Source organism: Alteromonas abrolhosensis, from assembly GCF_001953635.1.
In the GTDB taxonomy this organism is placed as follows: domain Bacteria; phylum Pseudomonadota; class Gammaproteobacteria; order Enterobacterales; family Alteromonadaceae; genus Alteromonas; species Alteromonas abrolhosensis.
The window spans coordinates 120674-140824 of the sequence record NZ_MEJH01000004.1 but is presented as its reverse complement, the minus strand read 5'-3'; the positions used below and the strand labels follow the sequence as shown (position 1 = coordinate 140824).

Below are 20151 nucleotides of genomic sequence, written 5' to 3'. Positions count from 1 at the left end.
TAATGAAAGTATGCTAACGATATCAGAGAGCTGATACTACGCCTAGCGCTAAACGGCGAATAGTGAGAATTTTCGTACATTATTTAACGTTTTGTGAAGTTCCTCTTTATAGATGCTCCAGCAGTAAGGTGCTCTTGACCAAAAACGAGACAATGTGAACAACACCATAAACTTAGAAAACGCATATCACGTCACTTTACCAAATGGGTTGCGTGCTATGTTATGCCACACGCCAGAAGCGAGTGAGTCGTTTGTTTCTATGGCGGTAAAAGCTGGACACTTTTACGACCCTACCGATTGTCAAGGGCTAGCCCACCTTCTTGAACACATGCTTTTTATGGGAAGCCGTCACTTACCTAAGCCCAATGCGATTAATGGATTCATTGAACAGCACGGAGGCACAATAAACGCGTGGACGGGAACTGAATACGCTAATTATCATTTCAGTTGCAGTGGAGACACCATTGCGCAAACGTTGCCTGCGTTTGCTGATATGCTAAGGCAGCCTCTCTTTGAGGAGGACGCACTGACTAATGAAATAAAGAATATTCATTCAGAGTTTGAGTTTAAGAAAAAGGACGACCTTCGACGTCTTTATCAAATACACAAAGAAACTTGTAACCCCCAGCATCCTTTTGCAAAATTTTCGGTGGGCAATAGCGATACATTTTCCCAACATGAATGTGCAGAACTGAAGCGTCGCCTTAAGGCACTCCACCAATCTTATTATTGTGCTCAGAACATGCGACTGTGTGTAGCCAGCCCTATGCCAATACCACAACTCGAGGCATTAGTGCATCAATGCTTTGGTACGTTACCAAGCGGACAGTTAGCCTCTGACGACTGGCCTGAACTATATACTGAAAATGAGCTAGGCATTCAGATCAATATACATCCTCTGCAATCTGCTAGACGGATGATAGTAACGTTTGCCCTACCCGCTTTACAGAACGACTACAAAACCAAACCACTGAACTACATCAGCCATTTGATTGGTGATGAAGGCGAAGGAAGCCTACTTGCCTATTTGAAAGAAAAAGACTGGGCACTAAATCTAATCGCCGGTTCAGGTATAGAGGGCGATAAATTTAAAGACTTTAATGTGAGCTTTCAGCTCACTCAGGAAGGCCTTAAACATAAAGCGCAAGTGTTAGAGGCATTGTTTAGTTATATAGAATTAATAAAAGAAGCATCCACTGAAGAATGGCGCTTTCACGAGAAATCGCAGCTTAATGCGCTGGCACTAGAGTACGAAGAAAATGTGAAGCCACTTGGGATCATAACCGAGTATGCACAGCATCAATTTATATTTGAGCCGGAAGAATTAAATAGGCTACGTTCCACTATTGGTAGTTATGACAGAAGCGTTATTGAGCATGCCCTGTCGTTTTTTACACCGAAAAATCTTCGCTTAAAAGTAATATCGAAAGACGTAAAAACTACTCAAGTATGTGCATTTTATGAAGCTGAATATAGTGTCGAAAATATCGATGACTCTCTATTGCGCTCTCTTGAGTCTGCAAAAAGAATTTCTGCATTACGTCTTCCACCGCCTAATCCTTATTTGGCAAGTGAATACACCCTGATACTACCTGAAACAGGGTTTAACATTCCTAACAAATTAGTCGACGACGGTGGCTATCGTTTTTGGTTCGCTCAGGATCAGCAGTTTCATAGCCCTAAAGGAGATATTTATATTTCCTTCGACGCTGCTCGTTTTTCTGACTCACTGACCTCAGTCGCAGCAAAGAGAATTTGGTTGGGAGCTCTGAATGACCACCTTCAAGCGAAATATTATCGTGCAGAAATTGCTGGTCTTCACTATCGAATTTATGGGCATCAAGCAGGGTTTACGCTGCATACACGTGGTTTTACTAATCAACAAACCTTATTAGCCAGCCAGCTTCTTGATGCTGTTCTTGGGTTCACTCCCGACGAAAGAGTGTTTGAACATCACAAAGCGCTTCAAATTCAAAGCCTCCACAACTCACTGCTGAACAAGCCGACTAACCGTTTGTTCTCACGGTTAAGCGTTCTGATTCAACGCAATACACAAGCGCCTGTGGAACTGCTGGATGTGATAGAAAATATCTCTTATCAAGAGATGTTAAGTTGTCGAAACAATGCTTTTGAACATTATTTTGTAGAAGCATTTATGCATGGTAACTGGGCAAGTGAAGAGGCAAAGGCATTCTCAACGGAACTCCGTAACCATTGCAAAAATGCGGGGGGAGCACCACTTTCTCGTGCAGTATCAAAACTTCCCGTGGGAGGAACACTCTATCACGAGGTTTTGTGTAATCACGATGACTCCGCTGTTGTACTTTATTTACAAGCCCCCTCACCTAGCCTTACTGATACAGCGTTGTGTATGGTCCTAGAACAAATGCTGGCCGCACCATTCTTCAATTCATTGAGAACAGAACAGCAGCTTGGGTATATTGTGGGAACAGGCTACGTACCACACAATCAACACCCTGGAATGGCTTTTTATATTCAAAGTCCTCAGTGCAGCCCCAAGAAACTGTTGGATGCAATGACGGAATTTTTATTCCAGCAGCTAAATGAAATTGAGTTTTACCGCTTTTATTGGCCTACCATTCAACAGAATCTTATCAAGCAACTAGAAGAAAGAGATCTTACTCTCTCGATGAAATCACAACGTTTATGGGTAAGCTTGGGAACCCAAGATTTAGGGTTCAACCGTAATGCTAAGCTAGCCGAACGAATTAAAGGCCTGAGCTTCGAAGAAATTCAAGAATTCGCACACCAGCTGGCTAAAAGAGAACGCTGCGGCGAACTGGTACTTTTTTCACGGGGAAAGTTTGAGAGCATTTCAACGCAAGAAAAGCGAACCATTAACAGCATCTCTGAGTTTAAGAAGGAAATTCCCTACTATTAAGAGCGATACAATAAAACCCTCCAGCCGCGTTAAGAATTTCGTCAATCTGCCGATAAACAAAGGTATTCACGGACAAGGTTGGTCAATAAGTAAACCATCATACTTGTTATTTCTAAAAAGTCCTTGTAGAGGCTTAGTTAATTCGGCATATTTATTATTCTGGCTGTTAGGGATACCGCCAGTGAAATACAAAAATAATAAATGGCGTATGCCAAAGGTGTGTAGGTGCGCTCAACCCTAATTTATTCAATTTCTCTTCTTTTGTTGGCTTTGTCAGAGCTTTTCTTTTCTTCTGCAAAGGCGATAGAGGTTTCTGATCTTCATTTTACAGAATTAAATAAGCAGCAGGGATTATCTGACACTGCAGTATTGGACATTGTCGAAGATAACAAAGGTTACATCTGGCTCGCTACCTCTAATGGGCTCAACCGATATTCAGGTTATGAAGTAAAGCAATACCACCCTTCAGACGTCGATCCTAACTCACTACCAACTGGTTACATTCAGAATTTGTTCTTAGACTCCCGGGGAGATTTGTGGATAGGTACGCAAGCAGGACTCGCTAAATATCAATCAGAAAGCGACAACTTTAAAATTTTTAATCGACAAAATAGCGTAATTAAAGTTGACTTTATTACTGGTATTGGAGAGTCATACGAAGGAGACATCCTATTTGCCGACTTGAAGTTTCTTTACAAATTATCGAAAGACACCCATCAAATTGAAGTTGTAAAACAGATATACAGAGATCAGAGTTTTATTAAAGTCATTCATGATGAAGCGAATCGTACCTGGTTAGGATCAAACGAATTTGGTCTTTCGCTTATTGACAAATCTGACGAGTCTCTCTACTCAGCAACTAAGGTGAACCCGTGGGGTATCAACTTGGATGTTCGCTCCCTTCACGACATCGAAGTGATAAACGGAAATTACTGGCTTGCAACCAATGAAGGCATTTATGTAATGTCGGCTTCCGGCAAGATATTACAGCACATAAAAGACGAATTTACTTCAGAGTCTAGTGAAGCATTAAATGCACTTACGATTTTCGAAAAGGAAGATGACATTTGGATAGGAACCCAAGCAGGTCTCTTCATTTTCAGCGAAGCTGCTATCACTGATATAGATTCCAATTTTCATCCAGAGACTTTATTTTTAGCTCACAGCAACCAAGAGCTAACAGGCCTTCCTACGGCAACTATCATGAATCTAGTATCAGATAGACTTGGCGGTGTATGGGTCACAACAATAAAAAGCGGTGCATTCAGATTTCATCCTGAATATGCCACGACAAGGTATAAGTCTGTATATAACTCACCAAATGCAGCTGAAGATGATTACTCTGCAATATGGGGGTTTGCAGAAGATAAGAATCAAGATATTTTTGTGGTTGCTCAGCAGAGAGGTCTAGGTAAGCTCGACTCAAGCTCAGGTGACGTCAAATTTATTGAAGCTTTTAGCAATTTACCAAAGTCAATAACATATTGGGACTTGGAAATAGACCCATATGGTAAATTTTGGCTCGCATCATCAAATGGCATTTATGTTCTTGATAAGGTGAATAATTCACTGGAAATTACTAGCCATTTTTTTGAAGGGATTTTTATCGATTTCTTTTATCGAAACAATGATGAAATTTGGGTATGGGTAGATACGAAAGGGCCCCACAAACTGACTTTTGATCCTAAATCAAATCAAATCACAAAAGAGAAAATAGACGTTAAAATAGACTATTCACTTCTTGTCCCTATCTTCAAAGATTCAAATAACAGGCTTTGGTTAAGAAGTGAGTCTGGAGTTAGCATCTATTCATTAGCGGAAAAGCGACAAGTCTATTCACTTGAACAATCTAATGGATTCGATTCTCAAGTTTACCGAGTTTACGAATCAGACAATACCTATTGGCTGACCACCAGATCAAAAGGAATAATTGGTGTAGATAAAAATACCTGGGAAATAACAAAAAGGCAAAGTCGTCAAGAAAACTCAGGACAGATTATCTCTTCAGTCGGCGTGAATGACAGAATCTGGTATGCAGATACCGCAGGTGTTCATCAAATTCATCTACCAGATCTAACGGAATTAATCACAATACCGAACTCAGAATTAAATTTTAATTCACTGGGTGAAAGTTCCATATTCGTATCTTCCGACTCTAGTATTTACTTTGGTGGGATGACAGGCTACAACGTCGTAAATAGAAATCACCTGAAGACTGCGAAAGGCTTGTTAACAACTCTCACACCTGAGGTTTCTGAGTTGAAAGTCTTTGGCGTTTCAAACAACAAGTCAAATATCGTACAACGAGAGTATGGAACGGAAAAAAGTTACTTTTCATCCGCTCAAAATATCAATTACAAGGATGCTATTTATCTCGAGTATAACGAATCTAGATTCAGCATTTCCTTCAATTTACTTAATTCAGTCTATCCGCAGCACGTAGTTTATCGATATCGATTGTTAGGGTTTGATGATAATTGGATCGATAATGGAGATGACAGAGTTGCCCAATTTAATAATATAAATTTTGGAAGCTATATTTTTGAGGTCCAAGCTAAAGCGCCAGGAAAGCTATGGTCTGACAGCAAAAGAATTTCCGTGCACATTGCTAGGCCACCTTGGCTTCATACCGTTGCTATTGTTTTCTACTGTATTGTTGCATTTGCCATTTTTGCTTTTATCGTCCGACAATATCAAATTAGAAAAGCCAATCAGCTAGCCATCAAAGAGTCAGAAGAGCGCCTCAAACTTACGCTTTGGAGTTCAGGCGACGAATTGTGGGACTGGGATGTGTATCGAGGTCAGGTGTACCGTGCTAATACCTGGGGCACATTAGACTTCCCACAAGATGATATCCGCACTACCGGCGCCTACGACGCGAATATTCACCCTAACGACGTGAACCGAGTCAAGACTGCGTTAAGAGAACATCTTGAAGGAAATAGCGACTTCTATGAACTTGCTTACCGTGCCAAGACATTTAAAAATCAATGGATTTGGATATTGGATCGCGGAAAAGTCGTTGAAAGAGACCATAATGACCAGCCTGTGCGAATGACAGGAACCCTTAAAAATATTCATCACTTAAAAGAGGCAGAAGAGCAGCTTAATCTATTTAAGCGTTCAATCGAGAATATTTCTGAAGGTGTCTTTATCACGAATACCCAATTTAAATTCATTAGTGTTAACAACGCTTATTGTGGGTACACGGGTGAGACCCGTGATCAAGCTTTAGCTAGCTATATGCATTTCCATTTGTACCCGGACGCCTTTACGGAAGAGATTAAGAAAACCCTTAAGTCAAAAGGTAACTGGTCGGGCGAAGTAGAAAGCGTGCGCGTAAACGGCGAACGCTATGAGATGGAATTGAATATTGATGCCGTACATGATGACGACGGCAAGATAAGTCATTTCGTTGGCGTATTTAGTGATATTACGTCAAGAAAAAGTACCGAAAAAGAGCTGTTAAAACTGGCTAATACCGACCCTCTTACCGAGCTTCCAAATCGTTCGTTTTTCCAAGCTAGCCACCAAAACCTTGTTCGAAAAGGTGCTCAGCATACCCTGCTCTGCTTGGATATGGATAACTTCAAAAAGATTAACGACTCTTTGGGGCACCAAACCGGTGATATTTTAATTAAACAAATAGCAAAGCGTTTACAACGAATCACCGGAAAGAGTGCTACCTGTTACCGTTTAGGTGGTGATGAATTTAGTGTTTTAATGGAAGACAATGCCGATATCCACACGGTGACACATTACGCGCAAAACCTCTTAGACACGTTATCTCGCCCCTTCATCATTAATAAGCAAGAGTTTGTGTTAGGTGCCAGTATTGGAATTGCATTCTTCCCTGACGATGGCGCATCGCCTCAGGAAATGCTTAAGAATGCCGACACTGCCATGTACTTTGCTAAAAATAATGGCGGCAATAGCTATCAGTTCTTTAGCGGTGAGATGAATCAAAATGCTGTTAGACAGCTTCAAATAGAAAACCTTATTAGACAAGGTATTAAAGACGACCTCTTTACGGTTTATTACCAGCCGAAGGTAGATATCGCCTCTGGTAAGCTAGTCAGTATGGAGGCTTTAGTGCGCTTTGAACATCCGCAAAAAGGCATCGTTAGCCCAGGGCAATTTATTCCTCTTGCTGAACAGACTGGGCAAATTATAGAAATTGGTGAGCAAGTGCTCAGAAAAGCGTGCGCAGATACGAAACGTTGGGTAAACCAAGGGCTGTTTAGTGGCCGCGTAGCTGTAAACATATCTGCTAAGCAGTTCGAGTTGCCCGACTTAGATGACAGAATCAATAAGATCCTAAATGACATAGGCTTGTCTCCACTACACCTTGAGTGCGAAATAACTGAAGGCACGTTAATGGAAAGCCCTGAGAATGGCCTTCAAATGATGACTCGTCTCCGAGAAAGGGGTATTCACCTCGCGCTTGACGATTTCGGAACAGGTTATTCATCTTTGGCGTACTTAAAGCGTTTCCCACTAAACACGCTGAAAATAGACAAAGCATTCATTGACGATATTGCAAAGAGTAATGTCGACCGTCACATGGCAGCCGCTATTATAAATATCGCCCACAATTTGGGCTTGAAAGTAGTAGCAGAAGGGGTGGAAGAAGAAGCTCAGTTGGATATCTTGCGTCGCTACGATTGCGAAATGCTGCAAGGCTTCTTATACAGCCGACCTTTAAATGCCGAGCGTTTCGAGAAGCTTCTCACCGAAAACCAAAAGCTTCACACGCTACTTGGCCACTCTAATTTCTAATCGCCCTAACCTGTGCAACGCGTATAGGGCATCTACATTCCTCTGTTAAACGTCGTTAACTGAAGCGCTTGGCAAAGTTCTGCCTATTCAACCTTAGTGTATTAGACTTTAGTGCCATTAAAATGGCGCCGCCCCCCCCCTCAACAACAAAAGCTATAACAAAAAATTGTAACCAACTGATTATATTAAACATTTAAAAAATTTTTATTTCTGGCATGCATCTGGCTATGTAATAGATACCGATGACAAATATAAAAAATCGGTTTTGTTTGTTCGTTCAAAATAATCAGAGGAAATTAACATGTTAAAAGAGTACGCAGTTGCACTTGTACTTTCTACCGCTACCCCAGTTGCTGCCGACAAACAAGACGGCGCTAAGCAAGCTCCTGAGTCGCAAAAAGAAACGGTAACCCAGCCACAAACAGTTCGCCCTAAGACTGGTGGCAGTGGCATGGGAATTGGTCTTTAGTAGATACCCTAGAATTTCCAAAAAAAGAGAGCAACGCTCTCTTTTTTTATACCTGTAACCTATCTTTTACCTACACTCTTCACCAAAGCGCTTTAAAGGGGCTACGCGGCGATATAAAGATTGTTAAACCCAACTGCATTGCGCCAGTGGATATGGCGAGAGATAGAGAACATAGGAAGTAATATAGGGCCGAATACTAACCCTGCAATCGCCCACTTCTTCGCATTCATTCCCCATTTAAACGCTTCAACATAAAAATAGAGAGAAAAGAGAACGCTTAATACAACGAGTGAAATCACATGGCCCCCATTTGCAGTAACAAAATAAATTTAAAGATGGCACTAACCAATAACCTCCTTTAAGTCATTGATTACTTATGTCAATAAATTGACATGACCACTTTTTAACCGGAGGGATTTTACCCAAAATCGAACAATAAACCAGCTAAAATAAGCATTAGGCATAAAAAAACCGGGCAAAGCCCGGCTTTTAACATTTTATAAACTTAATTATAAAATTTCTGATCATTTTCCGCCATTTTCACTAACACTTCCGCAGGTGCAAATTTATCGCCCACAGCAGTAGCATAATGGTTTAAACGAGCAACAACGTGTTTAATTCCCAGCGTATCCATGTAGCGGAATGGACCGCCTAAGAATGGAGGGAAACCAATACCAAAGATAGCACCGATATCGCCGTCACGGGCACTGCGGATAACGCCCTCATCCAAACAGCGTGCCGCCTCGTTAAGCATCATTAATACGCAGCGTTCCGCTACTTCTTTTTCGCTTAACTTAGCAGAAGGTGAAAGACCCAGTAATTCGTAGATTGACTCGTCCACTTCTTTACCTGGCTTTTTACCTTCATAAGAATAAAACCCTTTTTGATTTTTCTTACCCTTTCTGCCATCTGCAAGTACTTTATCGAAAGCACTTGGGGCAGTGAAGCGCTCGCCGAACGCCTCTACAAGGAATGGGATAATCTTAGTACCAACATCAATGCCCACTTCATCAAGTAGTTTCACAGGGCCTACCGGGAAGCCAAACTTAACCAATGACTTATCGATGTGCTCAATAGGCTCACCGTCAAGAATGAGGTTTGCCGCTTCATTCATGTAAGGCGCTAAAATACGGTTTACGTAGAAACCCGCACCGTCTTTAACAACTACCGGCGTTTTGCCTTGCTTTTTAGCAAACTCTACCGTAGACGAAATAACTTGATCAGACGTTTTGTCGTGAGCAATAACTTCAGCCAATGGCATTTTGTCTACTGGCGAGAAGTAATGCAGACCAATCACGTTTTCGGGACGTGCTGCTTTAGCTGCAATTTGTGTGATTGGAATAGACGATGTATTAGACGCGAAGATCGTGCTTTCTTTGCAGTTCTCTTCAATATCCGCCACCATCTTTTGCTTAAGGTCGAGGTCTTCAAAAACCGCCTCAACCACGATATCAGCATCTTGATAGCCGCTGTAATCAAGTGTACCAGTGAGTAGCGCTAACTGCTTCTGCATTTCGCTGTTACGCATGAAACGCTTCTTCACCTTTTTGTTTAAGATGTCATAGCTGTACTTCATTGCATTGGCGATACCTTCCGCACGTACGTCTTTAATACGCACAGGTACACCTGCTTTGGTCGACGTTACATAGGCGATACCACCGCCCATTAAACCACCGCCAAGTACGCCTACTTTCTTCATCTTTTCGGGTTTAACACCCTCAACGCCGTTTTCTTTTTTCATTTCTGTTGTTGCGAAGAAAATCTGGCGTAATTGGAAAGACTCCGGTGTCATAACAAGCTTACCAAAGGCTTCAGCTTCGGCTTTAAGCCCCGCTTTCATCCCGTCGTTCATGCCTGTTTCGATGACATCAATTATGTAACCCGGCGCTGGATAATTACCTTTGGTTTTGGCAAATGTCGCTTCGCGAGCCTTTTTAAACATCATGCTGCGGCCTGGGCCAGTTTTCTCAAGCACTTTGTCCATTACGCTCTTCTGCGGCGCTTCACGTTCTGGTTTGCGTTTAAGCGCAAATTGCTCAGCAACTTTAAATAAAACACTGTGCGGTACTACATCATCTACAATGCCGTATTTTTTAGCTTGTTTAGCACGCGCAGGGGCTCCAGTAAGCATCATTTTCATTGCTTGCTGAATGCCGATTAGGCGAGGAAGACGCTGAGTGCCGCCACTGCCCGGCAATAAGCCAAGCTGCACTTCAGGTAAACCTAGCTGGGTGCTAGGTGAATCTGTACATACGCGATAATGACACGCCAAGGCAAGTTCTAAACCACCACCTAACGCTGGGCCATGGATAGCCGCAACGAAGGTAGCCTTCATATTTTCAATTCTATCGAAAATAGCTTGGCCGCCCGCAGCGATAGTTGTGGCGTCTTCAGCGGTTTTACACGCTGCTAGCATGGTGATATCGGCACCTGCTACGAATGAGCTTGGCTTGCCGCTCGTTAGTACAACACCTTTAATGCTGCTGTCGCGCTCAATATCATCAAGCATGGCAGATATCTCATCGCCGAACTCAGCTTTAAGCGTATTCATGCTCTCGCCAGGTACGTCCATGCTAAGAATAGCAACGCCATTATCTTGCTTGGTTAACGTAAATGCTCCTGATGTCGGCTGAACTTCATTTGTCATTTCTTGTTCCTGACTCATATTATTCTGTCTCCACGATCATTGCGGCACCAAGACCACCCGCAGCACATGCAGTCAGTAGACCTGTACCACCGCCACGGCGATTTAGTTCGTTAAGCATTTGCGTGATCATACGTGTACCGGTTGCGGCAAACGGGTGACCATAGGCAATTGAACTACCCATCACGTTGAATTTGTCCATATCAATTTCGCCAGTCGCTTTATCGCGACCTAGTTTCTCTTTGGCGAACTTGTCACTTGCGAACATCTTAACGTTTGCCAAGGTTTGCGCTGCGAACGCTTCGTGCATTTCAATTAGCGTTAAATCGTTTAGCGTCATTCCAGCGCGATCTAACGCGATAGGTGTCGCGTACGATGGTCCCATTAGCATGTCTTCCCAAACGTCGATTGCAGCAAACGCGTAGCTCTTAATGTAGCCCAATGGTGTGTAGCCTAGCTCTTTGGCTCGGCTCTCTGTCATCATAAGCACTGCAGAAGCACCATCGGTAAGTGGTGTGGCGTTTGCCGCAGTTACAGAGCCGTACTTTTTGTCAAATACTGGGCGAAGTTTCGCGTAGCCTTCAAGCTTTGAATCGAAACGTACGTTGTTGTCGCGTTCAAGCGCACCTTTATACGGTTCTGCATAAGCGGTCATCACTTCGCTAGACAACTTGCCGGCTTCCCAGCTTTCAGCCGCTAGGCTGTGCGAGCGATGTGCAAGCTTATCTTGCTCTTCACGAGAAATTTGATGCGTTTTCGCCATTTGCTCTGCCGTTTGTCCCATCGACAAACCTGTAGAGTACTCAGCTACAGCTGGAGGTACTGGCGCTAAGTCTTTTAAGCTTAAACGCTTAAAGATATTCAGCTTTTGACCCAAGGTCTTGGTTTTCTGTAAATCTACCAGCGCACGTGCAAGGTTCTTAGACACACCGATAGGTGATACCGATGTTGAGTCTGCACCACCAGCAATACCTACCTGTACCGTGCCTGCCATCATGCTTTCAGCGATGTTTACCGTTGACTGAAAGCTCGTCGCACATGCACGAGATACACTGTAAGCGTCGGTATGAACATTCATGCCAGTGCCAAGCACAATTTCTCGTGCGATGTTTGGCGCTTCAGGCATTTGCACTACCTGACCATAAACAACCTGATCAACCCATTCTTTTTGAACACCATGGCGAACCAGAAGTTCGTTTACGACCATTTTACCTAAATCAACAGCCGGAACACCGTGGAAATATGTAGCCATTTTCGCAAACGGAGTACGCAACCCCGCGACAATGGCGATGCGCTCACCCTCTCGGGTAGTAACTGATTGTTTTGTTGCCATAATGCACCTAAATTTATGACCAGCTTCACCTTTAGCTCATTACCAATGAAGTGGTCTGACCTGTAATAAACCCGATTTTTACAAACAATGAACAAAATAGCAAATAATGCAGGATTAAGGGCAATATAAATGAAACTAAAATTTGCAGCGTTCGTGCAGTTAGCCAATAGACTTGCTAGCTAAATTCGCTTGAGATTAAGGAAAGCAAGTTTCGCCCTCCACCACATATCGCATTTTTATTACTGTTTGACGACTTGAAGAAAGATAGAATGAACCTTATATGGAAATGAAAGTCTGTTTTGTGTCATTGTGACGGGCTAGAGCTATCTAAATTAATATGTAGTTTACTTTTTAGCTAAGCGATCACTTTATAAGAGATTTAATAAATCTATCGCTCAAATGACACTTCCTGATAACGAGAACTCAAACGGAAATTTTGCATTATGGCAGCAGCGCAATTTCAACAGTTACACGCTTATTTAGACCAGCAGATTATTGGTCAGCATGCGTTAACCAAAAGCCTTCTTATCGCTCTTTTGGCAGACGGCCACCTTCTGGTAGAAGGCCCTCCAGGGCTTGCAAAAACACGCGCAATCAATGCACTTGCTAACGGTATTGACGGCGACTTTCATCGCGTACAATTTACCCCTGACCTTTTGCCTGCCGACTTAACTGGGACAGACATATACCGCCCCGAGACTGGCGAGTTTGTTTTTCAAAAAGGCCCGCTTTTTCATAACCTAGTGCTAGCCGACGAAATCAACCGTGCACCTGCAAAAGTGCAGTCGGCCCTGCTCGAAGCCATGGCCGAACGTCAGATTACGGTGGGCAGTAAAACCTACCCTCTTCCTCCGCTATTTTTAGTAATGGCGACGCAAAACCCGCTAGAGCAGGAAGGAACTTATCCACTACCTGAAGCACAGCTAGACCGATTCTTGATGCACGTGGACATCGATTATCCTGGCGCTGAGACAGAATTGGAAATATTGCGCTTAACGCGAGGTGAGGCCCTCTCTGAGCCACCCGTTACGCCACCAACGCTAACTCAAGACGACATTTTTACGTCGCGTAAAGAAGCGCTGTCTTTGTATATGGCGCCTGAGTTAGAACAGTATTTAGTTCAATTGATTATGGCTACACGTCAGCCTGCAAATTTCGACGCTGAATTAGGCCAGTGGATAGCGATGGGAACAAGCCCCCGAGCAACCATAAGCTTAGATCGCTGTGCACGCGCTCACGCATGGCTTAGCGGCAGAGACTTTGTTGGTCCTGATGATATTCAAGCTGTGGTTCACAACGTGCTTCGCCACCGCATTATTCTGTCATATCAAGCCGAGGCTGAAGGCGTAACGATTAACGACGTACTTGATAAGATTGTTGCAACTGTCGCAGTTCCTTAAGTTATGGTGAATGTACAAGCGCAGCTAGACAAGCTGCAAAGTAACGGGGTGTCACTGTCTACCGCGGAGCTACTTCGCTATCAACAGTTGGCTAAGCTTTTTAGCTTAGCGCCTAAACGTATGCCACAAGCTAAACTTGCAGGGAGTTATCTCACCAAGCACAAAGGCCGAGGCATGGAGTTTGATGAGGCCCGTCATTATCAGCCTGGTGATGATATTCGCGCTATTGATTGGCGCGTTACTGCGCGCACGGGTAAAACTCACACTAAAGTGTATCGGGAAGAGCGAGAGCGCCCGGTTTTTCTATTCTGTGACTACCTACCGTCAATGGCATTTGGCACGCAACTGCTTACTAAAGCGGTGCAAGCCGCTCATGTATCTTCATTAATTAGCTGGTCAGCTGCCGCTCGCGGCGATAAAGTTGGCGCGCTAGTATTTAATCAGCTACAGCACAAAGAAATTAAACCACTAACTCGCAAAAAAGCCGTGTTGCACGTGTGTCATGAACTTATGGCATTGCACGAACAGAGCGCGCAATCTGAGCCGGACAAAGACAAAGACGAACAAGCGTTTGCCGATGCGTGTGCTAGGGCAAGACGTTTAGCAAGACCTGGGAGCTTGGTTTATCTCGTGTCAGACTTTCAGCATTTAAGTACCCAAGCTATTCAACACTTAAGTCACTTAACTCGACACTGTGAAGTGAGGGCTATCGTGATTAACGATCCAATAGAACACGCTTTGCCGCAAACCAGTTCATTACAAACCGTCAGCGTTTCTGATGGTCGAAACCAACAACGTTGGGTGTTAGGCGACAATACAGAGCAGCAGCACTATCAAAAATGGCGCAGCGAACACAATAGCGCGATTTATAGCACCTTGCGCAAAAACAATATCGCTCGATTCAGTGTTTCAGCGGGTCTTCCCCTAGACGAACAGCTTCAAAGTATGCAGCAAGAACAACGGTTGGAGCTTAATTAATGCAGAGCAACAATCTTTTATCAAGCCTTTTATCCAGTTCAGCTCAAACGACATCGGCTAATCAAATGCCAGTGCCACCTCAGCAGCAAGACCCACTTGCTCAGCTGCGCGATATACACGTACCTACAGAGGTCAACATTTGGCCATTAGATTGGGGTTGGTGGGTCGCTATCGCAGTGTTTTTACTTGCCCTATTTTGCCTATATAAAACTATCACTGCTCACATACGTCACAACAAGGCGCGCAAGCAAGCTTTAGCCTTACTTGAATCGATTTCAGCACAACAAAGCAATTGGCCCGTGGCGTTAAACTCAATTCTAAAACGCACGGCTATGAGCTATTACCCAACTCAGCAAGTAGCCGGGTTATACGGTAAACAGTGGCAAGCGTTCTTAACCTCTGCATTGAAAAGTAGTGATAGTAAACTTGAAAGTGATTTAGGTTTGTTAGTAAGTAATGTTTATCAAGCCACCCCCAACCCTAGTGATTTTGAAACCTGCAAAGGGGCAGTAAAAAACTGGCTTTCAAAAGCCAAACTGCCAAAAAACAAGGGGGCTTACGGCGGTGTGAATGATGGCGGTCTAAACGATGGTAGCGCTCATGATAAGCAAACCAAGGAGCCGCATCATGCTTAATTTTGCTTGGTGGTGGGTCTTTTTCGTACTCCCCTTACCTATTATCGTACGCTTGCTTTCTAAAAAAGCACAAGACACGCCCATGGCTGCTTTGCGGGTTCCTAGTTTGCGACCTGGTGATGTGTCAGAGCAAACCCAATTGAAGCAAACCAAAATTCCGCTAGTGGTAAGTAGCTTGATATGGCTGCTGCTCGTAACGGCTGCCGCACGGCCTCAATGGTTAGGAGAGCCTGTTAGCATACCAAACGAAGGTCGAGAAATGATGTTAGCGGTAGACTTATCGGGCAGTATGAAGATAGATGATATGCAGATAAATGGCCGACAAGTTAACCGTTTAACCATGACTAAGTCGGTGGTTTATGACTTTATTCAGCGTCGTGTAGGCGACAGAATTGGCCTTATCTTATTTGCCGATACTGCTTACGTTCAAGCGCCGCTTACCTATGACAGAGATACGGTTTCTACACTTCTGAGTGAAGCTGTCATTGGGTTGGTTGGCGAACAAACGGCCATAGGCGATGCGATAGGTTTAGCGGTGAAGCGCTTTGACGAACGGGAAGAGTCTAATAACGTATTAATTCTTCTTACCGATGGGCAAAATACTGCAGGAAATATTACCCCTGAACAGGCGAAAGAGTTGGCAATTAGTGAGGGTGTGAAGGTATACACTATTGGTGTGGGCGCAGATAAGATGCTGATCCAAAGCTTTTTCGGTAGCCGACAAATAAACCCATCGCAAGAACTTGATGAAGGCATGTTAACTGACATTGCGACTAGCACTGGCGGCCAATATTTTAGGGCTCGAAACGCCCAGGAACTTCAAGCTATTTATCAACAACTTGATGCGCTTGAGCCTATTGAAGGTGAAACGCGTAAGATGCGTCCATTGAGCGCACTGTTTTACTATCCCCTTGGTGCGGCAATATTACTGTCAGCACTATGGGCATTCTTGACGGTTCTTTTATCAACATTTCGTTGGTTCGCACAAAGACGAATTAACTCGTCCCAGCAACACCCGAACTCAGCTGATTCTATACAAGCAGCTCAAACAAACAGGGAGACGAAGTAATGGAATTTGACTTCTTAAACCAATTTCATTTTTTACGCCCCGAATGGTTTATCGCGCTCGTTCCCCTGATGCTGCTTGTGTTTTTAATTAGAAAAACCACGGCTAAGCAATCTGGCTGGCAATCTGTGATCCCTTCTCATCTATATCAATATATGGTGATTGGAAAAACCGAAATGGGCGCAAAACCTCCAATGTGGATGCTTGCTTTTGTGTGGATTATAAGTGTGATAGCACTCGCTGGTCCAACGTGGGAGCGCCTGCCGCAGCCGGTTTACCAGTTGAAAATGGGACACGTTATAGTCATAGATATGTCGCTTTCAATGCGCGCTACCGATATGACGCCAGACAGGCTAACTCGCGCTAAATATAAAGCGATAGACCTAGTCAACGCTATTGGTGAAGGAGAAATGGGCTTGGTTGCTTACGCTGGCGATGCGTTTGTCATTAGCCCCTTAACCGAAGACGCAGGAAATATCACAACCCTTATCCCAAGTCTTTCACCGGAAATTATGCCCGTGCCGGGCAGCGACCCACTCCTAGGCATAGAGAGTGCGTCAGAGCTTCTCACGAATGCCGGATATAACTCAGGCATGATCTACTGGATTACTGATGGTATAGAGTTAGAACAACAACAAGAGCTTCAAGAGTATGTGGCCTCTATTCCTTTTACAGTAAATGCACTTACCGTTGGAACATCTGAAGGCGCGCCTATTCGCCAGCAAAGCGGCGAGCTTCTAAAGGACTTCACTGGCAGCATCGTTATACCCAAGTTAAATGAAGGCGCAGTGAAAGGCGTGGTTAAAACCAGCGGCGGACGCTTTGAATCCTTTACATCAAACGACGCCGACATTGATGCCCTCGCCTCGGTATCTCTACTAGATAAAAGCGACAGCGAAGAGAACGAAGAAGAGAGTAATTTACAAGGAGACCAGTGGAAAGAAGTTGGCCCTTACTTGCTGCTTATACTTCTTCCGTTTGCCGCCTTTGCATTCAAACGCGGGGTAGTTTTCATCGTGTTAGTGGGTTTACTTAGCCCCTCTATGATTAAAAACGCCCATGCTTTGCAACGTGCCCAACCCTCAGAAATTGCTGGAACGTCACAAGACATAGACGCACCGGAAAGCGCAAAGGAGATGGCAAATAAACCCGATTCACTTTCATGGTGGCAAACGCCATTTATGAATGACAACCAAGAAGCATTAAACAGCTACCAAAGAGGCAAGTACAAAGACGCCGTTAACAAGTTTAATGATGAAGCGTGGAAAGCATCATCACTTTATAAATCAGGTGACTACGAAGGTGCATTAAATGCCTTCAAAAGCATTCCTGGTCCCGAGAGCCTTTACAATCAAGGCAATGCACTGGCAAAACTCGGTAAGCTTGAAGACGCTATTAATAAATATGATCAGGCGTTAAGCGAAGCCCCCGATTTTGACGATGCAAGAACCAACAAAAAGATTGTCGAGGATTTGCTGAAACAGCAGCAACAGGATCAAAACCAGAACGAAAATGGCGATGATGGCGAACAGAGTGACTCGCAGGATAATGGCCAAGATAGCTCTGATAACTCTCATAACAACCAGCAATCAAGCGACAAGAACAATCAGGAAGGTTCAAATGAGCAGAATGGTCAGCAAGACGATAATGAGGGTCAACAGTCTGACCAAAGCCAAGCTAACGATGAACAGCAAAGTGGCGGAGATAACTCACAACAGCCTGATGATTCCGAGATAAACAGTCAGAACGAGTCATCAGACTCTCAGCAGCAAAATGCAGAACAAGAGCAGTCTGACCAAGGTGATGGTGCGCAGCAAGACGGCGCGCAAGCACAAAAAGACGAACAACAAGCAGAGCAGGAAGCACAGGCAATGCAAGGTCAAGAAACCGAGCTTACCGACGCAGAAAAAGAAGAGCTGCAGCGAATGGAGAGTTTAATGCGCCGCGTGCCAGACGACCCTGCATTCCTACTAAAACGAAAAATGCAATTAGAAGCACAAAAACGTCAGCGTCAACGTATGCCTTCAAACCGGAGTGATTGGTAGATGAGAGCCTTATTACAGTCTACACGTATAGTTTTTTTATTAACCCTACTCTTAAGTACGGCGGCTTATGCCGATGTAAATTCGCTGGAAGCCACCATTGATAGAAACCCTGTCATGTTGGATGAAGCCATTCGCTTAACGGTTACCGCAGACGGCAGCGCGGACAGAGATGCATTCGACAGCTCTCCCCTGCTTAAAGACTTTGTGGTCGGAAGAACATCAGTAAGTAGCCAAACCTCAATCGTCAATTTTGACACCAAGCGTACCACCGTTTGGACCACTACGTTATTTCCTCGTAAGGAAGGCACGTTCACCATTCCTTCATTAACCATTGAAGGTAAATCAACCAAGCCTATTCAAGTCAAAGTAATACCAGTACAAGAACAAAGTAATGTCGCCCGAGACTATTTTGTTACCACTGACATCGACGTGAAAGAGGCCTATTTAAATCAGCAGCTGCTTTACACGGTTAAGCTGTTTCTTTCTAGCAATATTGAGCGCGGCAGCCTACAAGCGCCAGAAATGCAAAATGCGGAAATCACCCAGCTGGGAGAAGATAAACAGTATACAGATATCGTAAACGGGAGAAGGTATCAGATTATAGAGCGTCAATTTGCTGTTGTGCCTCAAGCATCCGGTGAATTCACGCTAAGAGGCCCTATTTTCACTGGCGAAGTTATGGCTGCCAATACCAACCAACGTTTTGGCTTCTTCAACCGTACCCAGCAAATCAATCGGGTTGGGCCCGACATTACGGTGAACATTAAGCCCATTCCTCAGGGTATAGACTACCCTTGGTTACCTTCTGAAATGGTGCGAGTAGATGAAGAATGGCCGCAAGGTGATAGCTTTGTAGCAGGTGAGCCAGTGACGCGTATTATTACGCTAACCGCATTGGGTGTAGTAGAAGAGCAGCTTCCTGATATTCCTGAGTTTTATCCGCCAAACTTTAAGCTGTACCCGGATCAATCAAACACAACGACAGTTGAAAAAGATCAAAGCTTAATTTCACAGCGCCAAACGTCGCTGGCGATTATACCTACGCAGCCGGGTAACTTTGTATTACCTGAAATTACTATCCCTTGGTTTAATACGCTTACTCAGCAAACTGAGTATGCCACTATTCCCGCTCGTTCAATTACGGTAGCGCCAGCGTCTAGCGCAAATAATGCTAATACTTCTAATATCCCAAATACTCCATTATCCAGTAGTACAGGTACTGACGCTATTCAAAACGATATACCTTCCACTGCAACAAAGCCTAGTGTTAGTACTAACGATGAGGGCAAACCATTAGGCTCTGCTTCAGGTGAAGTCAATACTGACAAAAATAACCAGCTTAATTGGATGGTAATTGGTGTACTACTTGCGCTGTTTGTTATTGCGCTTACAGGATGGCTGTTTACGTACAGAAAGCTTAAGCAGGCTCAGTCTACCGGACTTGGAATAACTCACAAAACCAGTTCTGCACAGCGCATCCACTCTAGTGCTCAGTGGGATGAAAAAGCACATTTTCAGAGCCTTATGTCTGTGATTAAAGCAAAGAATACACGTGAACTAACACCTGCCCTTAACAAATGGATAAAGGCGCTTACCTTAGGTAATGCGCAACTTTCACAATTTAAAGGTATCACCGATAGAGTAAATGAACTTTACGCACTTCGTTTCTCTGCCAATAAGGTTGATGTGAGCGCACAATCTAAACAAGTTACGAAGACTTTAGAGCAACTCTCGCATGAAATTAAGATAGCTCGTAGCGAATGGAAGCAGAAAAACACAAAGAACGCTCACACGCTATCTAACTTATATCCTGCTTCATAAAACGCATTTCATTTGCTAATACACTAGAATTTGCGTAATGAAAGCCCTTGCAACTAGCTAAATCACAGTGGCGAGGGCT

Annotated in this window: 12 protein-coding genes; 9 read left to right on the top strand and 3 right to left on the bottom strand. The window is 43.9% G+C overall.

Annotated elements, in window-relative coordinates:
* Positions 1 to 154: 154 nt before the first annotated feature.
* From BGK61_RS08030 to BGK61_RS19595, 3 genes are all read left to right on the top strand, one after another.
* Positions 155 to 2902 carry an insulinase family protein gene (locus BGK61_RS08030; protein WP_076011935.1) on the top strand — a complete coding sequence of 916 codons (2748 nt, stop codon included), beginning with the start codon at positions 155 to 157 and terminating at the stop codon, positions 2900 to 2902.
* 225 nt (positions 2903 to 3127) lie between these two features.
* Positions 3128 to 7681 (top strand): EAL domain-containing protein, encoded by a 4554-nt coding sequence (locus tag BGK61_RS08025; RefSeq protein ID WP_076011934.1) that lies wholly within the window; start codon positions 3128 to 3130, stop codon positions 7679 to 7681.
* 301 nt (positions 7682 to 7982) lie between these two features.
* Positions 7983 to 8150 (top strand): hypothetical protein, encoded by a 168-nt coding sequence (locus tag BGK61_RS19595; RefSeq protein WP_167369496.1) that lies wholly within the window; start codon positions 7983 to 7985, stop codon positions 8148 to 8150.
* Between the two features lie 101 nt (positions 8151 to 8251).
* On the opposite strand, the gene BGK61_RS08020 is transcribed toward BGK61_RS19595, so the two are convergent.
* The 3 genes from BGK61_RS08020 to fadI form a co-directional block, all read right to left on the bottom strand.
* Complete coding sequence (locus BGK61_RS08020; RefSeq protein ID WP_044556762.1) at positions 8252 to 8449, bottom strand: hypothetical protein; 198 nt, start codon at positions 8447 to 8449, stop codon at positions 8252 to 8254.
* Between the two features lie 206 nt (positions 8450 to 8655).
* Entirely contained in the window at positions 8656 to 10797 is a 2142-nt protein-coding gene (gene fadJ / locus BGK61_RS08015; RefSeq protein ID WP_076011937.1) for a fatty acid oxidation complex subunit alpha FadJ, read from the bottom strand.
* 19 nt (positions 10798 to 10816) lie between these two features.
* Positions 10817 to 12127, bottom strand: a complete 1311-nt coding sequence (gene fadI, locus BGK61_RS08010; protein ID WP_076011933.1) for an acetyl-CoA C-acyltransferase FadI — start codon at positions 12125 to 12127, stop codon at positions 10817 to 10819.
* Between the two features lie 443 nt (positions 12128 to 12570).
* On the opposite strand from fadI, the gene BGK61_RS08005 reads away from it, so the two are divergent.
* The 6 genes from BGK61_RS08005 to BGK61_RS07980 are packed head-to-tail and all read left to right on the top strand — an operon-like array spanning position 12571 to position 20072.
* On the top strand, positions 12571 to 13527 hold the full coding sequence (locus BGK61_RS08005) for an AAA family ATPase (protein ID WP_014948808.1): 957 nt from the start codon (positions 12571 to 12573) through the stop codon (positions 13525 to 13527).
* A gap of 3 nt (positions 13528 to 13530) precedes the next feature.
* Positions 13531 to 14505, top strand: a complete 975-nt coding sequence (locus BGK61_RS08000) for a DUF58 domain-containing protein (RefSeq protein WP_076011932.1) — start codon at positions 13531 to 13533, stop codon at positions 14503 to 14505.
* Positions 14505 to 15140 (top strand): DUF4381 domain-containing protein, encoded by a 636-nt coding sequence (locus tag BGK61_RS07995; RefSeq protein WP_076011931.1) that lies wholly within the window; start codon positions 14505 to 14507, stop codon positions 15138 to 15140. The genes BGK61_RS08000 and BGK61_RS07995 overlap by 1 nt, the downstream gene beginning before the upstream one ends.
* Positions 15133 to 16209, top strand: a complete 1077-nt coding sequence (locus BGK61_RS07990; RefSeq protein ID WP_076011930.1) for a vWA domain-containing protein — start codon at positions 15133 to 15135, stop codon at positions 16207 to 16209. Before BGK61_RS07995 ends, BGK61_RS07990 begins: the two co-directional genes overlap by 8 nt.
* Complete coding sequence (locus BGK61_RS07985) at positions 16209 to 18251, top strand: vWA domain-containing protein (protein ID WP_076011929.1); 2043 nt, start codon at positions 16209 to 16211, stop codon at positions 18249 to 18251. Before BGK61_RS07990 ends, BGK61_RS07985 begins: the two co-directional genes overlap by 1 nt.
* Complete coding sequence (locus BGK61_RS07980) at positions 18252 to 20072, top strand: BatD family protein (protein ID WP_076011928.1); 1821 nt, start codon at positions 18252 to 18254, stop codon at positions 20070 to 20072. It begins immediately after the preceding gene.
* The last annotated feature ends 79 nt before the right edge of the window (positions 20073 to 20151 follow it).

Coding starts and splice junctions, on each gene's coding strand:
- fadJ (WP_076011937.1), bottom strand. CDS start 10,797: ATGACAAATGAAGTTCAGCCGACATCAGGAGCATTTACGTTAACCAAG.
- BGK61_RS07995 (WP_076011931.1), top strand. CDS start 14,505: ATGCAGAGCAACAATCTTTTATCAAGCCTTTTATCCAGTTCAGCTCAA.
- BGK61_RS08000 (WP_076011932.1), top strand. CDS start 13,531: ATGGTGAATGTACAAGCGCAGCTAGACAAGCTGCAAAGTAACGGGGTG.
- BGK61_RS07990 (WP_076011930.1), top strand. CDS start 15,133: ATGCTTAATTTTGCTTGGTGGTGGGTCTTTTTCGTACTCCCCTTACCT.
- BGK61_RS19595 (WP_167369496.1), top strand. CDS start 7,983: ATGTTAAAAGAGTACGCAGTTGCACTTGTACTTTCTACCGCTACCCCA.
- fadI (WP_076011933.1), bottom strand. CDS start 12,127: ATGGCAACAAAACAATCAGTTACTACCCGAGAGGGTGAGCGCATCGCC.
- BGK61_RS07980 (WP_076011928.1), top strand. CDS start 18,252: ATGAGAGCCTTATTACAGTCTACACGTATAGTTTTTTTATTAACCCTA.
- BGK61_RS08005 (WP_014948808.1), top strand. CDS start 12,571: ATGGCAGCAGCGCAATTTCAACAGTTACACGCTTATTTAGACCAGCAG.
- BGK61_RS07985 (WP_076011929.1), top strand. CDS start 16,209: ATGGAATTTGACTTCTTAAACCAATTTCATTTTTTACGCCCCGAATGG.